Below are 17,983 nucleotides of genomic sequence, written 5' to 3' on the forward strand. Positions count from 1 at the left end.
GGTCCGCAGCCGCCTGGGCCGTCTCGACGGCACTGTGGTGGCTCTGCTGTTCACCATGTCCGGGATCACCGAGCAAGCGGACGAGGCGATCGTCGGGGACCGCAGGGATGGACTGGTCCTCGTCTTCGACGAGGTCGACATCCTCAGGGCTCTGAGAGACCCGCAAGAGTTGGACCGCCTTCTTCGCCTGAAACACGATGAACTCGTTGTCCACGGGCGTGTCCACCGCGGCGAAAAGGAGCGCGAGGCCGACAAGGCCGCCCGCAGTCCGCGCAAGACGACAGGGAAGCTGCCTATGAGCCGTTACAGGCTACTCAACGGCAGCGGGGACACGGTGCCATGGTTCTACGGAGCAGGAGGGTTCAGCCCCGGGGTCTTCTGCCTCGACCTGCCCGATGTCGACTGGGTGCCGGCTGCGGGAAACGGCGTGTGCCTGGATATGCCAGTCACCGCATGGGGCCAGCCTGACCTCCTCCGCCTCCTTGACGCCTTGAACGAACTGGGGTGGATGGGAGAGCGGAGTCAATGGAGCATCCAGCAGCATGACCGGAACTGGCATGGCTGCGGTGCCGATGGCTTTGCCCAGGCCCTCAAGAACTGGGAAGAACGGACCAGGGAGCTCGAAGATCCGCACCACAGCGAGGAGTTCGTCTACTTCGAAGTCTGTGACGGCGGTTTCTACACCGTGTCAGGCAGCATCTCCGCAGAAGAAACACGCCACGTCCAGCGCTGCAATGTCTCCTTCCAGCTCATCGGAATTCCGCTGGACCCTGGCTCGCTGCAGCAGCTCTACCGGCAGTTCGACGTCCCCAGCCGCGGCTACTTCCGTCCGCTGGTCGAACGGTCGGTCACCCGACAGCGATTCCACGGCCGCATCCCGCTGCACGTGCTGGGGTACGTCATCGAGCCCGCCGATCAACGCGGGGACGAGGAAGACTGGGTTGTCGGCGTCCTGGCGGTGAATCCCTTCTACGGCACTGACCTCCAGCCGCCCGACGATCCGGCAAGCGACCTGGACCGCACTGGCGTGATCGTATCAATCTGCGGTCGCACCATCCCCTCAGCAAGCCGCAGGAGCGCTACGAGCTGTGGTCGTATGAGCGGGCCAGGACTTCCGACGCCCACGCTCTGCGCATTGTCGCCGAGTGGGGGGAGTCCGACGACGGCGATGAGCAGCGACCGGCTGTTGGGCGTGGCGCTCCAGAGGGTGGCCTGATGGCGTCGACTGCTGCGGAGATCGCCGACACTCGGCGCTACGCTCAGGAACTGGCCAACCAGGCGCCCCCACTCACCCCCGAGCAGCGGGACCGCCTGCAAGCCCTGCTCCTGCCCAAGCCGACCGAGTCGAAGCCAATCGCCGCCTAGAAACGGCCCCACCACGCCGGTGTTCCAGCACCAGACCGACAGGGGGCCAGCCCATCCAGCACATGCCGAAGGCCCGGCTTCTCGCTCGCCAGCGGGACATGACCCGCTCCTGGACGACGAGGCCACCGTGAAGGTCTTGAAACGACAGAACGGACAGGTATGGCTGATGCCGCGCAACACGTCCTTCGAACCGAACCCCGGCGACGACGCGCGCATCCTCGGCAAGGTCGTCGGTTTCCTGCAGCTCCTCCGAACAGATACCCCTTGGAGAAGAGCTGGACGGTCATGCCACGCTGACTGCGACCGAAAGCGCGTAGCTCAGATGGCCAGAGCGCCGGTCTCCAAAACCGCATGCCGCAGGTTCGAGTCCAGGCGAAGTCGACGAGAGACCAGCTGATTCCGCCCGCCGGCGTCACACCGATCCCGACAGAGTTGATGATCTGTAGGCGGCTCCCTCAAAGTGGACCGCCCCCTCGGACGCCCCGGAGCCCGCATGAGTGAGAGCAGCCCCTACCCTCTCGGCATCGAGCCGCCCATCCCCCATCTCCTAAGCGGCGCGGACGAAGAGGAACTCACACTCAATCTGGGGTTGGGGCTCGTGGCCAGGAAGGCCGCGGAGGCCGAGTACATCCTGCACGGGATCTACGTGCACCTCGTCGAAGCGGAGAGGGCCTACAGCGAACTGGCAGTCGCCACCGGCGGCACGCTCGTACAGCAATGCCGCAAGAAGCTGGAAGCGGCCACCCTCTCCGCCTCGTGCAAGAGTTCACTCGCCGAAGAGCTGAACGCTGCGGAGGAAGGGTTCCGCCTACGGAACCGCTACCTGCACGGCTACTGGATCTACGACGACGAGTCCTACCAGTGGCTCACCTTGAAGGGAGCCCACCGCACTGACCGTCCCGAGATCACTTTCATCAACAGCAGCGAAGTGTGGGAATTGGCCGAGCGCTTCCAGAAGCTCTGCTCCAGCCTGCTTCACTGGGACACCGCCCACTTCGGCGAGCCGGCCGACGACGAGGACGGTCACCAGGGCCTGGTCTCTCGCAAGCAGATCTGACGCTAGGCACGATACGGCTGGGCGATCAATTCGTCGGGCTGTTCGGCCTGCTGGACATCGTGGCGTCTCTGCGTTGCGGGGTCTGGACGACATCGATGAACTGCTGGACCTGCTGGCCGCCCGGACGGGACGGCTCGTCCGGGACGGCTACCACCGCATGCTCGTCCGGGCACCCTGGGCCTACCAGCGGGCCGTTGGCGTGTGCGGCCGAGCGGGTTTGGGGCGCCCGGCCGGGTTCAACGCCGAGCAGGTGGGCTGTACTCCGGAGAGGGCTTCCAGGTCTTGGGGTCGACCTTCACGATGCTGTTGTTGGAAGAGGCGGAGGGCTTCTGGGCGCCGCCCGCCGTGATGTTCTGCTCGCCCGACACGTACGCCGTTTGGTAGGCGGCCAGCGGCCGAGGGGACTTGTCCGCGATCAAGTCGGCCGTGATTTGGTAGGGGCGTCCTTTGTCCGGGATCTTTTGCGTTGTCGGCTTTCCGTCGCCGTGCAGCGTTATCTCGTAGCTGTAGTGGCAGTAGGAACGGTGGGTCCGCGCGAACAGCAGCAGGGTCTGGGGAATGTCCTTCACAACGGGCAGGTCGTGATTGAGGAAGTAACGCCCCGAGAGCTTCAGCGAGTCCGCGTTGAACTTCTGGGCCAGCGGATGGGGCGAGTCCAGGTCGAAGCCGATGCCGACGACACCCTCGGGCCCTCCGCCGTTGCCCCCGGGAGGGGCGTAGACGATCGTGCCGTTCAGCGGCCTGGTACAGGTCTTGTGTACGGCGATGTCCGTGACATAGACGGTGTCCGACCCGGTGTTGGTGAGCACGACCTTTTCTGCCATGGCGTTGGGGACCACCACGCCGGGACCGGTCGCGGTCTCGAGGGCGTGTTCCATCTGCTGCTGGGTCAGGCGTGTCGGGCGGGCGTAGATGACCGTGGCGCCGGCACTGACGTCCATGGGGGTGACCGATGAGACGGTCAGGCGTGCCGGGGGATCGTCTCTGAGCAGCGAGGCGATCCAGTCCCACCCGGCGTCGAAGGCGCTCTGCGCATGCGCGCTCACCGCCACCCCAATGCCTCCGCCTGCAGCGATCAGCAACGTGGCAGCACCTGCGGTGACCCTGGTGCGGATGGCCTGCTGGGGGGCGGGCAGAGCCTCCGGGCTCCTCGGTTCGGACCTGCGCTGTGCGGCGGCGCCCAGGTGCCAGCGGCGGGCGCCGCGCCCGGCGGTGCCGGAGCGGGTGCGGTGGGCTTCCCAGTTCGATGATCGGCGCGACATGGGCAGGTCTCCAGCGTCGGTCGGTTCAGGCACAGAGGTGGTCGTAGGTGCTTGCGGTGCCGATGTACTGGGCCCAGGAGGCGCGGCTCATGCCGCCTCCCGCGAGGGCACAGACACGGTCGGCCCAGTTGGTGGGATCCAGGGTCCAGAAGTAGGTGGAGAGCGCCTGGGGATGGGGCCCAAGGATGCCACCGTCTGCGGTCAGCAGGGTGCCGGTGGGGTCGAAGGCGACGTCGACGGCTGACTGACCCTCGGGCAACTGAAATGCCGGGTAGGCGAGTTGTCCATCGCTCGTGCCGAAAACCAGGACCCGGCTGAGAACGTCGCCGACGGCGAGATGACGCCCGTCGAGGCTGTAGGCGATGCCCGTGGCCGGGCCGGGCAGGGCGATGACCGGCGTGCCGGGTGCGGGATGCCCGGCGCGGTCGAGGAAGGTGACCGTGTCGTCCACGGACAGGATGGCGATGTGGGCGCCGTCCGGTGCGTAGGCCACCTCGTTCGCCCAGCGGCTGAGGGAGACCGTGTTCAGCTTGTGGCTGCGCAGGTCGACGAAGCCGAGGCTGTTGCTGCTTCCGATGTCGTCAGGCCGGCCGGTACCCATGGGAAGCACCAGCGTGCGGCCGTCCGGGCTCAGGGCCATGCTGCTGCCCTTGGTCGCCCCGGTGGAGATGTGAAACGCCTGGCGCCAGGTGCGGGTGGACCAGGCGGCGACCTTTCCCGCGGCGTCGCGGGCGATCAGCAGGTGCAGGCGCGGGTCGAGGGCGACGGACACGGCGATGTTCGGCACGGCGCTCGGACTGGTGGCTCCGTCCTCGGTGCTGTCGTCGGGGAAGACCAGATGCCGCAGGGGCTGCCCGGTCCTGGCATTCCAGACGAGGACAGTGGCCTGTCCGTCCGGGTCCTGCCCGGCTACGGCGGCCAATGACGGCGTGAGGGCCGCCCCGTTGGCGTAGAAGGCGGACGCGGATTCCCACCAGGACTTCTTAGCACCGAACGTACGGCGGTGGGTGGTGTCCGAGGCGTGGCGGCCCGGGTCGCGCGGGTTGGGGCGGACGGTATACATGTGCCGGGTGCGGTTGTCGTTGTCCGGGTCGCTCAGCAGCAGGTTCCCCGACCGGTCATAGGCCAGGACGGTGGATGCCCCGCCTGTGGCGGGCGCGAGACCGGCGCCGCTGACGGTGAGGATGCAGACGGTGTCCCCGCTGCCGCCGACGGAGAGAGACTGTCCGGCGGGGTCGGAGGGCACGCCGAACCCGCCGGCGTAGCCACCTTGCGGCCGGGAGGTCAGCAGGCTGCCGTCGTCGGTGATGAGCTCGGTTCCCCGGTCGGTCGCCACGGCGAGAGTGCCGTTGCCCCGAATGGCCAGTGCATTGACGTACCGGTTGATGGCGGCGTACGGGAAGGTCTCGTGCCGGGTGTGTCCCAGCGTCCAGCCTGCAAGGCCTGCGCTCGTGCCGACCGTGACCGTCAAGGTGTCGCCGATGGACTGTGCGGCCAGCGCCGTGGCCCGCCCCCTCAGCGCGGAGGCGCCGAGGATGTTCTTGAAGAGGCGGGTGCCGAGATCGAAGGAGAAGACTCCCTCGTCCTCGCTGCCGATGAGGATGTGCGGCGCCGATCCGTCCCACCTGGCGTACGGGTTGCTCACCGCAGTCGCCGGCAGCGCACCGTGGTTGACCTTGTTGGTGAGCCAACTGGTGTGCCCGCTATGGGTGCGGGCGTTCCACACGTGGACCTCACCGGTGCCTGCCACCCAGAAGATGCTGCGCCCGTCGTCGGTGAACCCGAGCCCGACGGTGCGCACGCTGGAACCGTCCGCAGCTGGTTTGGCCAGGCGTACGGGCGCTGAGATGCGGGAGAGGTCGCCGGTGCGCCACAGCAGGACGTTGCCGCTGTTGTCGGCGCCCACCAGCAGTGGTGCGTCCGGTGCGGAGGCGAGCGCGACGACGGCCGAGCTTTTGCCGACGCGGCCGAGTTGCTTGCCCGACCACAGACTCCAGACCCGTACGCCGCCCTTGGGACCGGCGGTGAAGACCAGTTGCCGGCGGTCGTCCTGCGCGAGGGCGGTGAGCTTTCCCGTGCCGGTGTTGATCCGCCGGGCGACGAAGGCGTCGTCCTCGCTGATCCGTCGCAGCAGACCCGCTGTCTGCTCGTCTGGGTGGATTCGGTGGGCGGCCAGGGCCAGTTGGGCGGCCAGCTGAGGATTCTGGTCCTCCGCGCTCAGTGCGCGTGCCGCCAGCCGGTCCGCCACGGCGGCAGAATCAGGACCGTGGCGCCAGACTCCCAGGGTGAGGCCGAGCAGGATGAGCGCGGTGGCCGTCACGGCGCCGACCACTGCGGTGGCCGCCCGTCGAGGACGGTGTCCTGCGTTCCGCCAGGAGGTCGACAGCAGGTGCGGCAGCTGCCGCAGCCCGTCGGGCAGCCACCGGCCCGATGCGGCGCGCCGGTTCTCGAGTACGGCGAGAGCGGGCCCGATGGCCTCCCCGAGGGCCTGGTCCGCCGTCGTCACAGGGGTGCCGTTCGCCTGCTCGGCGGCCCACAGGACACAGCGCTCATGCTCGGCGAGAGGGGATGTCCGCCAGGCGTCCCGCACGGCCGATGCGAAGGAAGCGCTCGCGCGCAGCAAGGCCATCCGTGCCGGATCGGGGTGGATGCCGGCCGGCCCGTCGTCCAGAACCGCCAGCATCAGCCGGACCTCGCCGGGCACGTTGCCAGACTCGGCACCGCTGTCGTCGATGATGCCGGTGAGCGTGCTTTCCGTCTCGGCGACGATCGAGGCTGTGGGCTCGCCGGTCAGGGTGCATGCGACGAGAGCGGCGAATGCCTCGGCCGGCCCGCTGCCCGGCCCGCTCAAGATGCCGAGCACCACCGTCAGCCCCGTCGGTGTGTCGGCGGAGGTGTCCTGGCGGACGACAGTGGGCCACGCCTGTAACAGCAACTCGGCCGAACGCCAGTACTCCAGCGCCGGAGACAACCGCTGCCGGGCCCGTTCGTGGTCACACAAGGCCCGGGCAACGTCCAGCACGGCCGCCGCCGCTGGTGCCTGCCGCGCCGAGACCCGCTGCTGGATTCGGTCCAGGGCGTCCAGGGCAGCCGTCGGCTCCTGCTGGACGGCCGCCCGGCAGAGTTCGAACAACTCGGGAGCGGTCGTCACCTCCGGCTCGCTGCCCGTGCTCTCCGTGCCGACGGACCCGTCTGTCGACTCATGTCTGCGTATGCCTCTTCGCACCTTCGCACCTCTTCTGGGCTTGCCGCACTATGAGTCCCCGCGGCTGTGCCGAACCGGGGTCTTGTGATTCAACGGCCGTCGCGGCGGCCTTACTCGGCAGCAGCCATCAGGACTACGCCGGTCACGGAGCGATTGCGAAAGGTGATTTCGACCGGCGCGCCTTGACCCACGCGGAACTCGGTCGCGTGCAACGTCGCCGGGATGTACCACGGTGTGGCTCCCCGGGTGCGATAGCCACCGGGACTGGTCTCGAGAGGCTGGAACGACGTGTTGCTGTCTTCGCCCCACAGCGACTGCGCGATCCCCGCGAGCGGCCACAGGGGCCCGGTGATCAACTTTTGGCGGCCTTCAGCAACTACCGGATATGCGGTCCTCACCTGAGCACCGGCCGTGACGTGAGCCGTGGCTGACGTTGCGTCCGCAGCACACATGCCCTTGCTGGCGCATGCCGTGGACACCCGGGCCGGTGCCACCGCCAGATCGATGTGCGCATCTTTTCCCAGAGTGGTGTGCGCGTCGCTCACCGTCGCGTATTGCAGCAGCGCGCCGTAGGTGCCGTCGGTCGGCGCCGCCGACGGCAGGACGGGGACATCGCCGGTCGGCGCAGACGTCGTAGCGGCGGTGACGACGCTGTCGCTGGCCAGTACGAGGTGGTCTTTTGACCAGCGCCACTGCCGTCGGACGGGGAAGCCGGATCCGAAGGCGTTCGAGAACGCCCCCGAGTTGACCGCCGTTTCCATAAGGCCACCGGTGAACCGGGCCGACAGGTACTGGCCGGTGTCGGAGGAACTGCTGCCGGTGCCCGACGAACGCAGCCGGCTAGCTCCGTCCTGGACGAGCAGACCCCAGCCGTCGGGACCGTTGCCGAACGCCACCGCATTGCCCGTCCCGTCGCCCGAAAACGGCCCCGTGACGATGAACACGGCGTCAGACATCCCGGGGAGAACCGCACCCTCGACGCCCACCCCGTGCTCGTCATAACTGGGCGGCCCGTCAGCCGAGTCGGGCGGATAGGTGGACTGGGCCATCTGGTGCCAGCCGCCTGCGCTGTAACGCCAGAACACCAGATGCCCGCGTTGGTCGTAACAGGCGGCCTCGAAACCGCCGGGTGAGCGCACCACCAATGACGACATCGACGGCTGCCGTGCCGCGAGTTGACGCCGAGCCACCGCCAGGCTCACAGACGATGCGCTCTCTCCTGTGCGGTCCGAGTGGCCCGAGTCGTCACTCCCGCCGACACCGAGAACAACCCCTGCTATACCGCACCCGACCCCGAGCACAGCCACCAACGCCAACAAGCCTCTTCGGCCACCACGAATCCCCGTACGTACTCCCACCCCGCCCGCCCCCAAGCGCCGTTCGTCTCCGTCCCGTCAGACGGTGAAGCTTTAACTGTGCCCAATACGGCAGGACTTCTGACTTGTTATGCGAAAACCGCTATGTTGCAATTTCATCTCGTGTAAGACTCGGTACGGCGGTGCAGCATCACAGCCATGGTGCGCACCGATCCGGCCACAATCGTGCTGCCGGAAAGGCCGAACTGCCCTACAAGTGGTGGCGTTCTCCTCGGCGGCGGCCAGGCCCACCTCAGCGAAGCGGCTCCGTCGGCAGGCCGATCAGCAGGTGACCGCTGTGGCGGTGCACCAGCTCTTCGGCGCAGGAGACGTCTCGGGTGAAGTGCTGGCCATCAATGCCCACGCTGCGCACTTCTCAAGAGCCGCACGCGGCTGAGATTGTTGACGATGCGGTGTGCCGCGGACTTCGACACGCCGAACTACGGGGCGAGTTGGCACAGCGTCAGGTTGATCCGACAGTACGCGGTGACCAGCGGCACCCGGTCCTCCAGCGACAGACTCCAGGGCCAGCCCTTGCGGACCGGGTCCGGCGGCACTACAACCGTTTAGAAAGGGCCGACTCGCCCCCAAGGGGGACCTCATCCTTGGTAAACGACTCTCCGGCGAGCAACGGCAGCATCTCGGCGCGCACTACCGCTGAGCCCTTCACAGGCCCGGGCAGAAGCCGCTGATCTTGCAAAAGCGAGGATCGTGACAGGCCCGGAAGCTGAGAACCAATCAGCTCCGCGCCGTCTGCGGTGTAACCGAAGCAGCGCGGCCCGGTCGACGGCAAGCCGCCCTCGACACGCTGGCGCATCTCCCGCTCCGACATCTGCTCGACCTCGAACGTGTCGACCTCGCCAAGGAGGCCGGCCAGCAGGCGGCCGTCGTGAGGTCCACCTCGGGGCCGTTCACGCACAGCACGGACACCTGGTGCTTGCGGAGGATCTCGATTCCCTCGGCCTGTTCGCGCCGGCTGTGCCAGAGCCGGCCGAGCATGTAGACGATGATGACGTCGACTTCGCCACGCTGTACGGCAGCCATGAGGAGCTCGCACTGGGGGCGGTGCATGCCGTGGGTGGCCGACTTGTCGTTGTCCCGAAAACGGCGCCCCTGGAGGGGGATGCCGCGCCCCTTCGGCCACCTCTGCGGTGTACTCGCCTTGACGGATGACACCGTCTTTATCGCCCTCATCCGCCGTGCCGATGCCCTCGTATGACGCACCCTTACATAACGAGGCCATACGTTGAAGCACGGGTGCGAGTGCCCTCTGAACTGCGTGTTCCTTGATCACGGCCTGATGGCTCGACACGCACCAACGAGCGAGACAGAACGGTCGTCTTGTCGTAGTGGGCGAGCTGGACGAGGACGAGGTCGCCGGGGCGAATCAGCGGCTGGACGGTGGCCCACAGGCGCGGTTCGGACAGATAGGTGACCGTACTCTCGCCGGAGTCGGCGTAGTTGGCCACGGACACGCCCTTGCGCAGGTACTGGGGCAGTTGCTGTCCCCAGCCGGAGTAGGGGTCGCCGGGCTGGTCGCAGACCGTGGAGTCACCGACGAGGAAGATCTGGCGGGTGTGCCGGGCGCGGGTGACCTTGATGTCGGCGAGCGCGGGGGCCGAGCCGCCCAGCACCAGGTCCAGGCCCGGCGTGCCGTCGGGGCCGGTCGGCTCGCCCTCCGGGGTGCGGACGTTGACGGTGAAGCTGCGGGAGACCCGCTCGCCGGCCGCGGCCGCCGTCTCCGGCAGCAGCGAGCGCCGGGTCTCGCCGCTGATCGCGGTGCTCGACGCGGTCTCGCCGCCGAGGAGGACCTTCACGTCGTACGTCCCCGGCGGGACGTCGAAGTGGCAGCCGGCGGTGGTGCAGTTCTCGATGCCGAGGGGGCGGCCGGAGTGTGCCTGCGCCGGTACGGCGGTCAGGCCCGCGCTCAGCGTGACCGCCGCCAGCACGGCGAGGTTGAAACGTCTCATTCGAGGCTCCTCAGACGGACGACAAGGCCTGGCGGCTGGACCGTACCCCCATCGGCAAGCGCTTTCTAGCCTCTCAACCAATTTCACAAGATTGCCAACCTCCAGCAAGCGAAAGCCCTTTCGCGAAATCGATTCAACTGTCACTCTCCAAAGCACCCGCACCACCCCCACACGTCTCGAAGGAGGCACCCCCATGTCCGAATCCACCGTGCACGGAGCGGTCGGACGCCGCACCTTCGTCCTCGGCACCGCTGCCGCCGCCGGCACCGCCGCCCTCGCCGGGCCGCTCGCCCAGGGTGCGTCCGCCGCGAGCTTCGGCTGGTCCGACGACGGCTCGAACTACGTCGTCGACACCGGCGCCAACCTCGTCTTCAAGGTCAGCAAGACCAACGGCGACCTGACCTCGCTGGTCTACAAGGGCACGCAGTACCAGGGCTACGGCGGCAAGAACTCGCACATCGAGTCCGGTCTCGGCACGTCCACCGTGAGCATCAAGCAGTCCGGTACGACGATCCTGATCTCGGTCGCGTACGGCACGCTGAAGCACTACTACGCGGCCCGCAGCGGCGAGAACAACGTCTACCTGTGGACCAACAAGGCCGACGACTCGGTCTCGGCGACCCGCTACATCCTGCGCGTCAACGCGGGCAAGTTCCTCAACGACGAGCCCGACTCGTACACCTACGCGCCCACCACCATCGAGGCCTCCGACGTCTTCGCGAAGTCCGACGGCCAGACCCGCTCCAAGCACTACGCGAAGGCGCGGGTCATCGACTACAACTACGTCGGCTGGACCACCGGCAGCGTCGGCCTGTACATCGTGCGCTCCAACCACGAGAAGGCCTCCGGCGGCCCGTTCTACCGCTCCCTGCTGCGCCACCAGAGCGCGGACGGCGGCGGCCTGTACGAGATCCTGTACTACGGCGAGAACCAGACGGAGGCCCAGCGCTTCGGCCTCCAGGGCCCCTATGTCATCGCCTTCACCGACGGCGGCGCCCCCTCCTCCTCGCTGTACCCGGGGACCCTCACCACCTCGTGGGCGGACTCGCTCGGCATCTCCGGCTACGTCCCCGCGAGCGGCCGGGGCAAGGTCGCCGGCGTCGGCATCACCGGCCGGAACACGGCGTACGCCTACACGGTCGGACTCGCCAACTCCGCCGCCCAGTACTGGGGTTCGGCGCGGTCCTCGGACGGCTACTTCTCCATCGGGGGTGTGCTGCCGGGGACCTATACGTTGACCGTCTTCAAGGGTGAACTCGCCGTCTACACCGGCTCAGTGAGCGTCAGCGCGGGTGGCACGACCACCCTCAACAGCATCGCGATCCCGTCCTCGAACGATCCGAGCAACGCGAGCGCGATCTGGCGCATCAACAACTGGGACGGCACGCCCGGCGGCTTCAAGAACGCCGACCTGATGACGTACGCCCACCCGTCCGACGTCCGTGCCTCCTCCTGGACCGGCAACGTCGTCATCGGCAGCGGCACCGAGACCTCGGCCTTCCCCTGCTATCTGTGGAAGGACGTCAACAGCGGAATCATCGTGTACTTCAAGCTGACGGCCGCCCAGGCCGCCGCCGCGCACACCCTGCGCATCGGCGTGACGACGGCCTACGCCAACGGCCGCCCGCAGGTCGTCGTCAACGACACCTGGACCTCCGCCGTCCCCTCCCCGCCCACCCAGCCGAGCACCCGGTCGCTGACCGTGGGCTCGTACCGGGGCAACAACTACACGTTCACCTACAGCGTGCCGGCGTCCGCCTGGCTGACGGACACCAGCGCCTACAACACGCTGAAGATCTACGTGGCGAGCGGTTCGGGGTCGACGTCCTTCCTCAGTGCGGGCACATCGATCGACGCGATCGACCTGCTGGCCTGACGTCAGGTCCCGCGCGTCCACTGCTGGTTGGCTGCTCCGTTGCACGTGTACGTGATGATCGCGGCGGAGTTGGCGGTGGACGCGCCGTTCACGTCCAGGCATTCCCCGGAGGCCCTGGCCTTGATGTTCACGTACGAGCCCGAAGTGACCACCGACCACTGCTGGGTGGTCGCGCTGCCGCAGTTCTCCTGGGTCACGTTCGTGGCGTTCTCCTGGAGGCACAGGGAGCTGCCGCGGCCGACCAGCTGGTAGTAGCCGGTGCCGAGGTCCTTGAACCACCACTTCTGGTTGGCGCCGCTGTTGCAGGTGTACTGGCTGATCGCGATGCCCTGCCACAGCGACTGGTCGGCGACGTCCGCGCACTTGCCGCTGTTGCGGGACACCAGCGTGTTGTACGTGGCGCTGGTGCCGCTGATCGTCCCGGCCGCCGCGTCGATCGTGATCTGGGGGTACCAGGACATGGACATCGTGGTGGAGGTGGGGAAGGTCAACGGCAGCCACACGTACCGGGAGTCGTTGACGGTCCCGCCGAAGGAGTTGCCCCAGCGGTCGCCCATGTAGAGGTACGCGGTGCCCGACGTCCCCTGCACGGGAAGGACGTACGCGGTCTGGGAGTTGTAGGTCGTGGAGTCGCCGACGTTCGCCATCGAGGTCCATGGACCGGCGAGGGAGGTGGCGGTGGCGTACTGCTGCTGGTTGGCGCTCCAGCCGGTGGCGCCCGACGTCAGCATGAAGTAGACACCGCCGCGCTTGAACAGGGCCGGGGCCTCGCGGTGGCCGCCCACCCACGGGTTGGCGACCAGGCTCGCGATGCCGGTGTAGTCGGCGGTCAGCTTGTAGATGTGCAGGTCGTAGTTCTCGTTGGCGGCCGAGACCATGTAGCCGGTGCCGTCGGTGTCGACGAACGTCGTGATGTCACGGGACATGTTGTCGCCGAGCGGGCGGAAGCTGCCCTGGTAGGCGTAGTTGCCGTCGACTGTGGACGACACGGCGACGGCCGCGCGGGCCTCGCTGTAGTCGGTGCCGTTCTCCTTGTGCATCCACATCACGAACTTGCCGGTGGAGGCGTTGTAGATGACCTTGGGCCGCTCGATGTAGGCAGTGGACAGCTCGGAGGCGGACGACTGGGTCAGGACGTGGTTCCTGAACTCCCAGTTCTTCAGGTCGGTGGAGCGGTAGGCGTCCACGTACCGGAAGGTGTTGTCGGCGTTGCGGTCCTCGCCGAACCAGTAGTAGTAGGAGCCGACCTTGATGACCCCGCCGCCGTGGGCGTGCAGGGCGCCTCCCGAAGTGTCCGTGAACTGGACGCCGTTGGGGATCGTCAGCGGCGCGGCCTGGGCCGGACCGGCGGTCACCAGGGCGCCGGCCAGGGCCAGACACAGGGCGAGCAGTACCGCGTACGCACGTCTCATGACGCGACCTCCGTGTCCATGGCGGTGTCCGCCACCGGTATGCCGAAGTCCGGCGTGCCGTCCGCGTGCCAGCCGAGCTTCTGGACGCGGGTGTGGCGGTTGGGGTCGTTCAGCGGGTCGCCGACGATCTCCTTGTACTGGCGGGCGTGGTAGACGAGGACGTCACTGCGGCCGTCCTCGGCGACGGTGAAGCAGTTGTGGCCGGGGCCGTACTGCTTGGTGGTGTCGTTGCTGGTGAAGACCGGGGTCGGCGACTTGGACCAGCTCGCCGGGTTCATGAGGTCGGAGTCCGCGTCGGCCGTGAGCAGGCCCATGCAGTAGTGCCAGTCGGTGGCGCTGGCCGAGTAGGACATGAACAGGCGGCCGTGGCGGGCGATGACCGAGGGCCCTTCGTTGACCTTGTAGCCGACGCACTCCCAGTCGTACTCCGGGGTGGAGAGCCTGATCTGGGGGCCCGTCAGGGTCCAGGGGTTCGCCATCCTGGACAGGAAGATGCCGGTGTTGTTGTCCAGTCCGGGCTCGTGCTGGGCCCAGGCGAGATAGCGGGTGCCGCGGTGGCTGAAGGTGGTGGCGTCCAGGGAGAAGGTCTCCCAGGCGGTCCTGATCTGGCCCTTCTCCACCCAAGTTCCCTTGAAGGGGTTGGGGTTGCTGTTCTCCAGGACCCAGATGCGGATGTCCCACACGCTCTCGGCGGGCGCGGAGGCGAAGTAGATGTACCACTTGCCGCCCACGCGGTGGATCTCCGGCGCCCAGATGTGGGCGCCCATGGCTCCGGTCGGGTGCTTGGTCCAGATGACGGACTCGTCGGCGCTCGCGAGGCCGTTGATGGTGCGGGAGCGGCGCAGGATGATGCGGTCGTACTCGGGGGCGGTGGCGGTGAAGTAGTAGTAGCCGTCGGAGTGCCGGTGGATGTACGGGTCGGCGCGGTGGCGGACGAGCGGGTTCACGAAGGGCGCGGCCTTCTTCGGGCGCGGGGCGGCTTCGGCGGCGGTGGGGGTCGCGGCGAGGGCGCCCGCGGCCAGGGCACCCTTCAGCAGCAGTCGTCGGTGGGGGACGTCGGGGGCGCGGCTCATACGGACTGCCTCTCGGGTGGGGGTGTCCTGAGAGAGATGTTCGATATTGAGAACATCTGTTGTTATTGCGAACAGCCGAAAGGTACGGCTGGGGAACGGGGAGGTCAACGGGTCGGACGCGACAAAAGAAGGCGCTTTCTGTTTCGGATTTCTGTTATCGGCCGCCGCCTCGCCCGTCTCCGGTCATGTGTGCAGCCATTTCCACAGAACAGCAGCGGTCGCCGGTGCCCTGGCGGCGGCCGCCCTCATGGTCACCGCTCCCCCGGCGCAGGCCGCGGGCATCCGTGATGCCACGGCCGATGTCCTCGCGGACCGGGACGTCACACTGACCGGCGACACGGTCGTCACCGTGCCCCCGGGGACGACGACGTACGACGGGGTGTTCCGCGGCGCGGGCACGCTCACCGTGCGCGGCAGCGGGACGCTGATCCTCACGAAGGACAGCGACTTCACGCTGCCCGGGTCCCGGCAGCGGCAGTCCGTACGGACGCTGGGCGGCAACCATCCGTACGTCACCACGACCCGCCCGGACCCGCCGGCGATCACGGTCGAGCGCGGGGCGACCCTGCAGTACGGCAACGGCGGGACGACCGGCCTGATCGGCCACTTCCCCTACAACACCCCGGCGTTCCGGCTGAACCAGGACAACATCCGGGTCGACGGCACCCTGCGGCTGTCCCTGAAGAGCGCATACAACCTGGGTACCGTCAGCGGCTCCGGTCTGATCACCCAGCCGCGCTTCCTCTGGGGCACCTGGGACCTGACCTCCGGCCCGTTCTCCGGGGTCGTCGACAACGGCACACAGGCCAACGCGGGGCGGCCCGAGTACGCGACCGCGCTGCCGAACGTCCGCAAGGTGCTGAACCAGGGCACCTGGACCGTGGACACCCCGTTGGGGCAGACCGTCACCCAGCGGATGGACTTCTACCAGCGCGAGTACGGCAGCGACATCAACGTCCAGTCCCGGCCGGGCGGCAAGGTGATCCTGACGGGCCAGTACAGCTGGTCGAACCGGGGCGGCGACACCGACCCCTCGCTCAGCGACCCCGCCCTGAACTGGACGCCGGCCACCAAGAACGTCAACAAGCGCGGCACCAACATCAAGGGCGCGAACGTTCAGTGGGGCGACGGGACCACCAGCAGGATCTTCATGCCAGGCACGGCGGAGACGGTGTACATCAACCTCCTTGCCGCACGCTCCCGTTCACTGCTCACCTTCGACTACAACGGGCCGGTCACCCTCGGCGCCCCCATCGGCGGCGGCCGCTTCCACGACACCCTGTCCGCACCCGGCGCGGGTGACATCGTGATCAAGGGCACGAGGGGCAACGACGTCACCTTCGCGGCCGTCCAGTACTACGACGGCTCCACGACCGTCGAGAAGGGCGCCGTACTCCGCCTGGGCAGCGGCAGGCCGGGCGGCGACGGCGGGCTCTACACCGGGGGCGGCCTCTACAAGCTCGTGAACGACGGCTCGCTCGTGCTCGACAACACCGCCAAGCCCCTGACCCTGCCCCGGATCAGCGGCAGCGGCTCCCTCGTCCAGGCGGGCAGGGCGACGACGACACTGACCGGCAGCGCGGTGTCGTACACGGGGACCACGACGGTCCGCAAGGGCACGCTCGCCCTGCGCGGCGGGGCAACTCTCGCGCACAGCAAGGGGATCCGGCTCAGCACGTCGGCCGCACGGCTCGACGCGGGCACGGCCGGGCTGAGGGTCGTGTCCTCTCTCACCGGCAAGGGCACGGTGAAGGGCGCGGTCACCAACGAGGGTGTGGTCGCGGGCGGGCTCACGGTCTCCGGGGGGTACACGCAGAGCACGAAGGGTGAACTGGTACTCGGAAAGAGACCGTTGAAGGTGACGGGGCCGGTACGACTGTCCGGCGCCCTCGACCTCGCGGCGGCGGGCACCGCCCCGGCCCGCGGTATCACCGTGCTGGACCACAAGGGGAGTTCGAAGACCACGGGCGCCTTCAAGGGCCTGAAGGAGGGCACCCGTCTCAAGCTGGCCGACACGACGTACCGGATCACCTATCGGGGCGGCGACGGCAACGACGTCGTACTGACCGCGGTCACAAAGAGCGCCTCGCCGAGCGTGCGCGCGGACACGTCGTCGTCGACGCCGGGGACGACGCCGCGTACGACGGCGGCGGCCGCGGCCGAGGGGTTGGGGTGGTGGCCGTACATCCTGGCGCTCGGACTGCTCGGCGGGCTGGTGGTGCCTCCCACCCTGAGAAAGCGGGGCAAGCGCCGCCAAGCCGGGCGGCACGCAGCGCCCTGAGGAGCGCCGCCTCACGTCCGGGTCGATGATGCGTGAGAGCGTGGTCCCGCATGCGGGCCCCGGTGTTCGCGGACCGGACAGCCAGGGCCCTCCCGCGGGCCGTCGGCTAGCGTCGGGGTATGACCAGCGACACCCCCGAAGCCCCCGACGTCCCCACCCGCCCCTTCGCCGAGGCCCTCGCGGCCGGCCCTGTCGTGCTCGACGGCGGTATGTCCAACCAGCTGGAGTCCGCCGGACACGACCTGAGCGACGAGCTGTGGTCGGCGCGGCTGCTCGCCGAGCGGCCCGAGGCCATCACCGAGGCGCATCTCGCGTACTACGAGGCGGGCGCGGACGTGGCGATCACGTCCAGCTACCAGGCCACCTTCGAGGGGTTCGCCAAGCGCGGGATCGAACGCGAGCAGGCGGCCGAACTGCTCGGTCGGAGCGTCGGGCTGGCGCGCGAGGCGACGCGGCAGGCGGCGGCGAAGGGCATCCGGCGGCCGCTGTACGTGGCGGCCTCGGTCGGGCCCTACGGCGCGATGCTCGCGGACGGCTCGGAGTACCGGGGGCGGTACGGCCTGAGCGTGGCCGAGCTGGAGGCGTTCCACCGGCCCCGGCTCGAGGTGCTGGCGGCGGCCGGGCCCGACGTCCTGGCCCTGGAGACGGTCCCGGACAGCGACGAGGCCGAGGCGCTGCTGCGGGCGGTCCGCGGTCTCGGTGTCCCGGCCTGGCTCTCCTACTCCGTCGCGGGCGACCGTACCCGGGCCGGGCAGCCGCTGGAGGAGGCGTTCGCCCTGGCCGCCGACGCGGACGAGGTCGTCGCGGTGGGCGTCAACTGCTGTGTCCCGGAGGATGTCGACACCGCGATCGAGACCGCCGCGCGGGTCACCGGCAAGCCGGTCGTCGTCTATCCCAACAGTGGGGAGACCTGGAACGCGGGCACGCGCGCGTGGGAGGGCGACTCGTCCTTCGCCCCGGAGCAGGTACGCGACTGGCAGGGGGCCGGGGCGCGACTGATCGGCGGGTGCTGCCGGGTGGGACCGGGGGCGATCTCGGGGATCGCGGGGGCGCTGCGCTGACTTCCGCGGTGCGCCTTCTCGCCGTAAGGCTTCCGGCCTCTTGCGGCTGCGGGTTTCGTCGTGGTT

12 protein-coding genes and 3 pseudogenes are annotated in these 17,983 nt (G+C 68.5%); 6 read left to right on the forward strand and 9 right to left on the reverse strand.

Annotated elements, in window-relative coordinates; translation table 11 throughout:
• The 3 genes from ABZT93_RS26865 to ABZT93_RS26875 form a co-directional block, all read left to right on the forward strand.
• Window positions 1-1,216, forward strand: a 1,216-nt coding sequence (locus ABZT93_RS26865) for a hypothetical protein (protein WP_356109257.1), incomplete at its 5' end; no start/stop codon positions are given.
• The gene (locus ABZT93_RS26870) at window positions 1,216-1,365 is read left to right on the forward strand and encodes a hypothetical protein (RefSeq protein ID WP_356109259.1); all 150 of its coding nucleotides are present in this window, start codon (window positions 1,216-1,218) and stop codon (window positions 1,363-1,365) included. The genes ABZT93_RS26865 and ABZT93_RS26870, both read left to right, overlap by 1 nt.
• A 493-nt stretch (window positions 1,366-1,858) precedes the next feature.
• Window positions 1,859-2,422 (forward strand): hypothetical protein, encoded by a 564-nt coding sequence (locus ABZT93_RS26875; protein ID WP_356109261.1) that lies wholly within the window; start codon window positions 1,859-1,861, stop codon window positions 2,420-2,422.
• A gap of 236 nt (window positions 2,423-2,658) precedes the next feature.
• Here ABZT93_RS26875 and ABZT93_RS26880 read toward each other — a convergent pair whose 3' ends face one another.
• The 7 genes and pseudogenes from ABZT93_RS26880 to ABZT93_RS26910 form a co-directional block, all read right to left on the reverse strand.
• Window positions 2,659-3,684, reverse strand: coding sequence for a hypothetical protein (locus ABZT93_RS26880; RefSeq protein ID WP_356109264.1), 1,026 nt, complete (start codon window positions 3,682-3,684; stop codon window positions 2,659-2,661).
• 25 nt (window positions 3,685-3,709) lie between these two features.
• On the reverse strand, window positions 3,710-6,910 hold the full coding sequence (locus tag ABZT93_RS26885) for a WD40 repeat domain-containing protein (protein WP_356109267.1): 3,201 nt from the start codon (window positions 6,908-6,910) through the stop codon (window positions 3,710-3,712).
• A gap of 89 nt (window positions 6,911-6,999) precedes the next feature.
• The gene (locus ABZT93_RS26890) at window positions 7,000-8,091 is read right to left on the reverse strand and encodes a hypothetical protein (RefSeq protein WP_356109270.1); all 1,092 of its coding nucleotides are present in this window, start codon (window positions 8,089-8,091) and stop codon (window positions 7,000-7,002) included.
• 596 nt (window positions 8,092-8,687) lie between these two features.
• Window positions 8,688-8,792: pseudogene (locus tag ABZT93_RS26895) on the reverse strand (IS5/IS1182 family transposase); the annotation flags it as partial.
• 8 nt (window positions 8,793-8,800) lie between these two features.
• On the reverse strand, window positions 8,801-9,163 hold the full coding sequence (locus tag ABZT93_RS26900; RefSeq protein ID WP_356109678.1) for a hypothetical protein: 363 nt from the start codon (window positions 9,161-9,163) through the stop codon (window positions 8,801-8,803).
• Between the two features lie 26 nt (window positions 9,164-9,189).
• Window positions 9,190-9,438: pseudogene (locus tag ABZT93_RS26905) on the reverse strand (recombinase family protein); the annotation flags it as partial.
• Between the two features lie 140 nt (window positions 9,439-9,578).
• Window positions 9,579-10,214: pseudogene (locus tag ABZT93_RS26910) on the reverse strand (carbohydrate esterase); the annotation flags it as partial.
• A 193-nt stretch (window positions 10,215-10,407) separates the two neighbouring features.
• Between ABZT93_RS26910 and ABZT93_RS26915 the strand changes: the two are divergent.
• Window positions 10,408-12,090 (forward strand): rhamnogalacturonan lyase B N-terminal domain-containing protein, encoded by a 1,683-nt coding sequence (locus ABZT93_RS26915; protein ID WP_356109273.1) that lies wholly within the window; start codon window positions 10,408-10,410, stop codon window positions 12,088-12,090.
• Window positions 12,091-12,092: 2 nt separating this feature from the next.
• On the opposite strand, the gene ABZT93_RS26920 is transcribed toward ABZT93_RS26915, so the two are convergent.
• Window positions 12,093-13,502 (reverse strand): RICIN domain-containing protein, encoded by a 1,410-nt coding sequence (locus ABZT93_RS26920; protein WP_356109276.1) that lies wholly within the window; start codon window positions 13,500-13,502, stop codon window positions 12,093-12,095.
• Entirely contained in the window at window positions 13,499-14,575 is a 1,077-nt protein-coding gene (locus ABZT93_RS26925; protein WP_356109279.1) for a glycoside hydrolase family 43 protein, read from the reverse strand. The genes ABZT93_RS26920 and ABZT93_RS26925 overlap by 4 nt, the downstream gene beginning before the upstream one ends.
• A gap of 187 nt (window positions 14,576-14,762) precedes the next feature.
• Here ABZT93_RS26925 and ABZT93_RS26930 point away from each other — a divergent pair, with 187 nt between their 5' ends.
• Together ABZT93_RS26930 and mmuM are read left to right on the forward strand one after the other, a co-directional pair.
• The gene (locus tag ABZT93_RS26930) at window positions 14,763-16,856 is read left to right on the forward strand and encodes an autotransporter (RefSeq protein WP_356109282.1); all 2,094 of its coding nucleotides are present in this window, start codon (window positions 14,763-14,765) and stop codon (window positions 16,854-16,856) included.
• Window positions 16,857-16,975: 119 nt separating this feature from the next.
• Complete coding sequence (gene mmuM, locus ABZT93_RS26935) at window positions 16,976-17,917, forward strand: homocysteine S-methyltransferase (RefSeq protein ID WP_356109284.1); 942 nt, start codon at window positions 16,976-16,978, stop codon at window positions 17,915-17,917.
• Window positions 17,918-17,983: the final 66 nt, after the last annotated feature.

It is taken from the genome of Streptomyces sp. NPDC005303 (assembly GCF_040607335.1).
Taxonomy (GTDB): Bacteria; Actinomycetota; Actinomycetes; order Streptomycetales; family Streptomycetaceae; genus Streptomyces.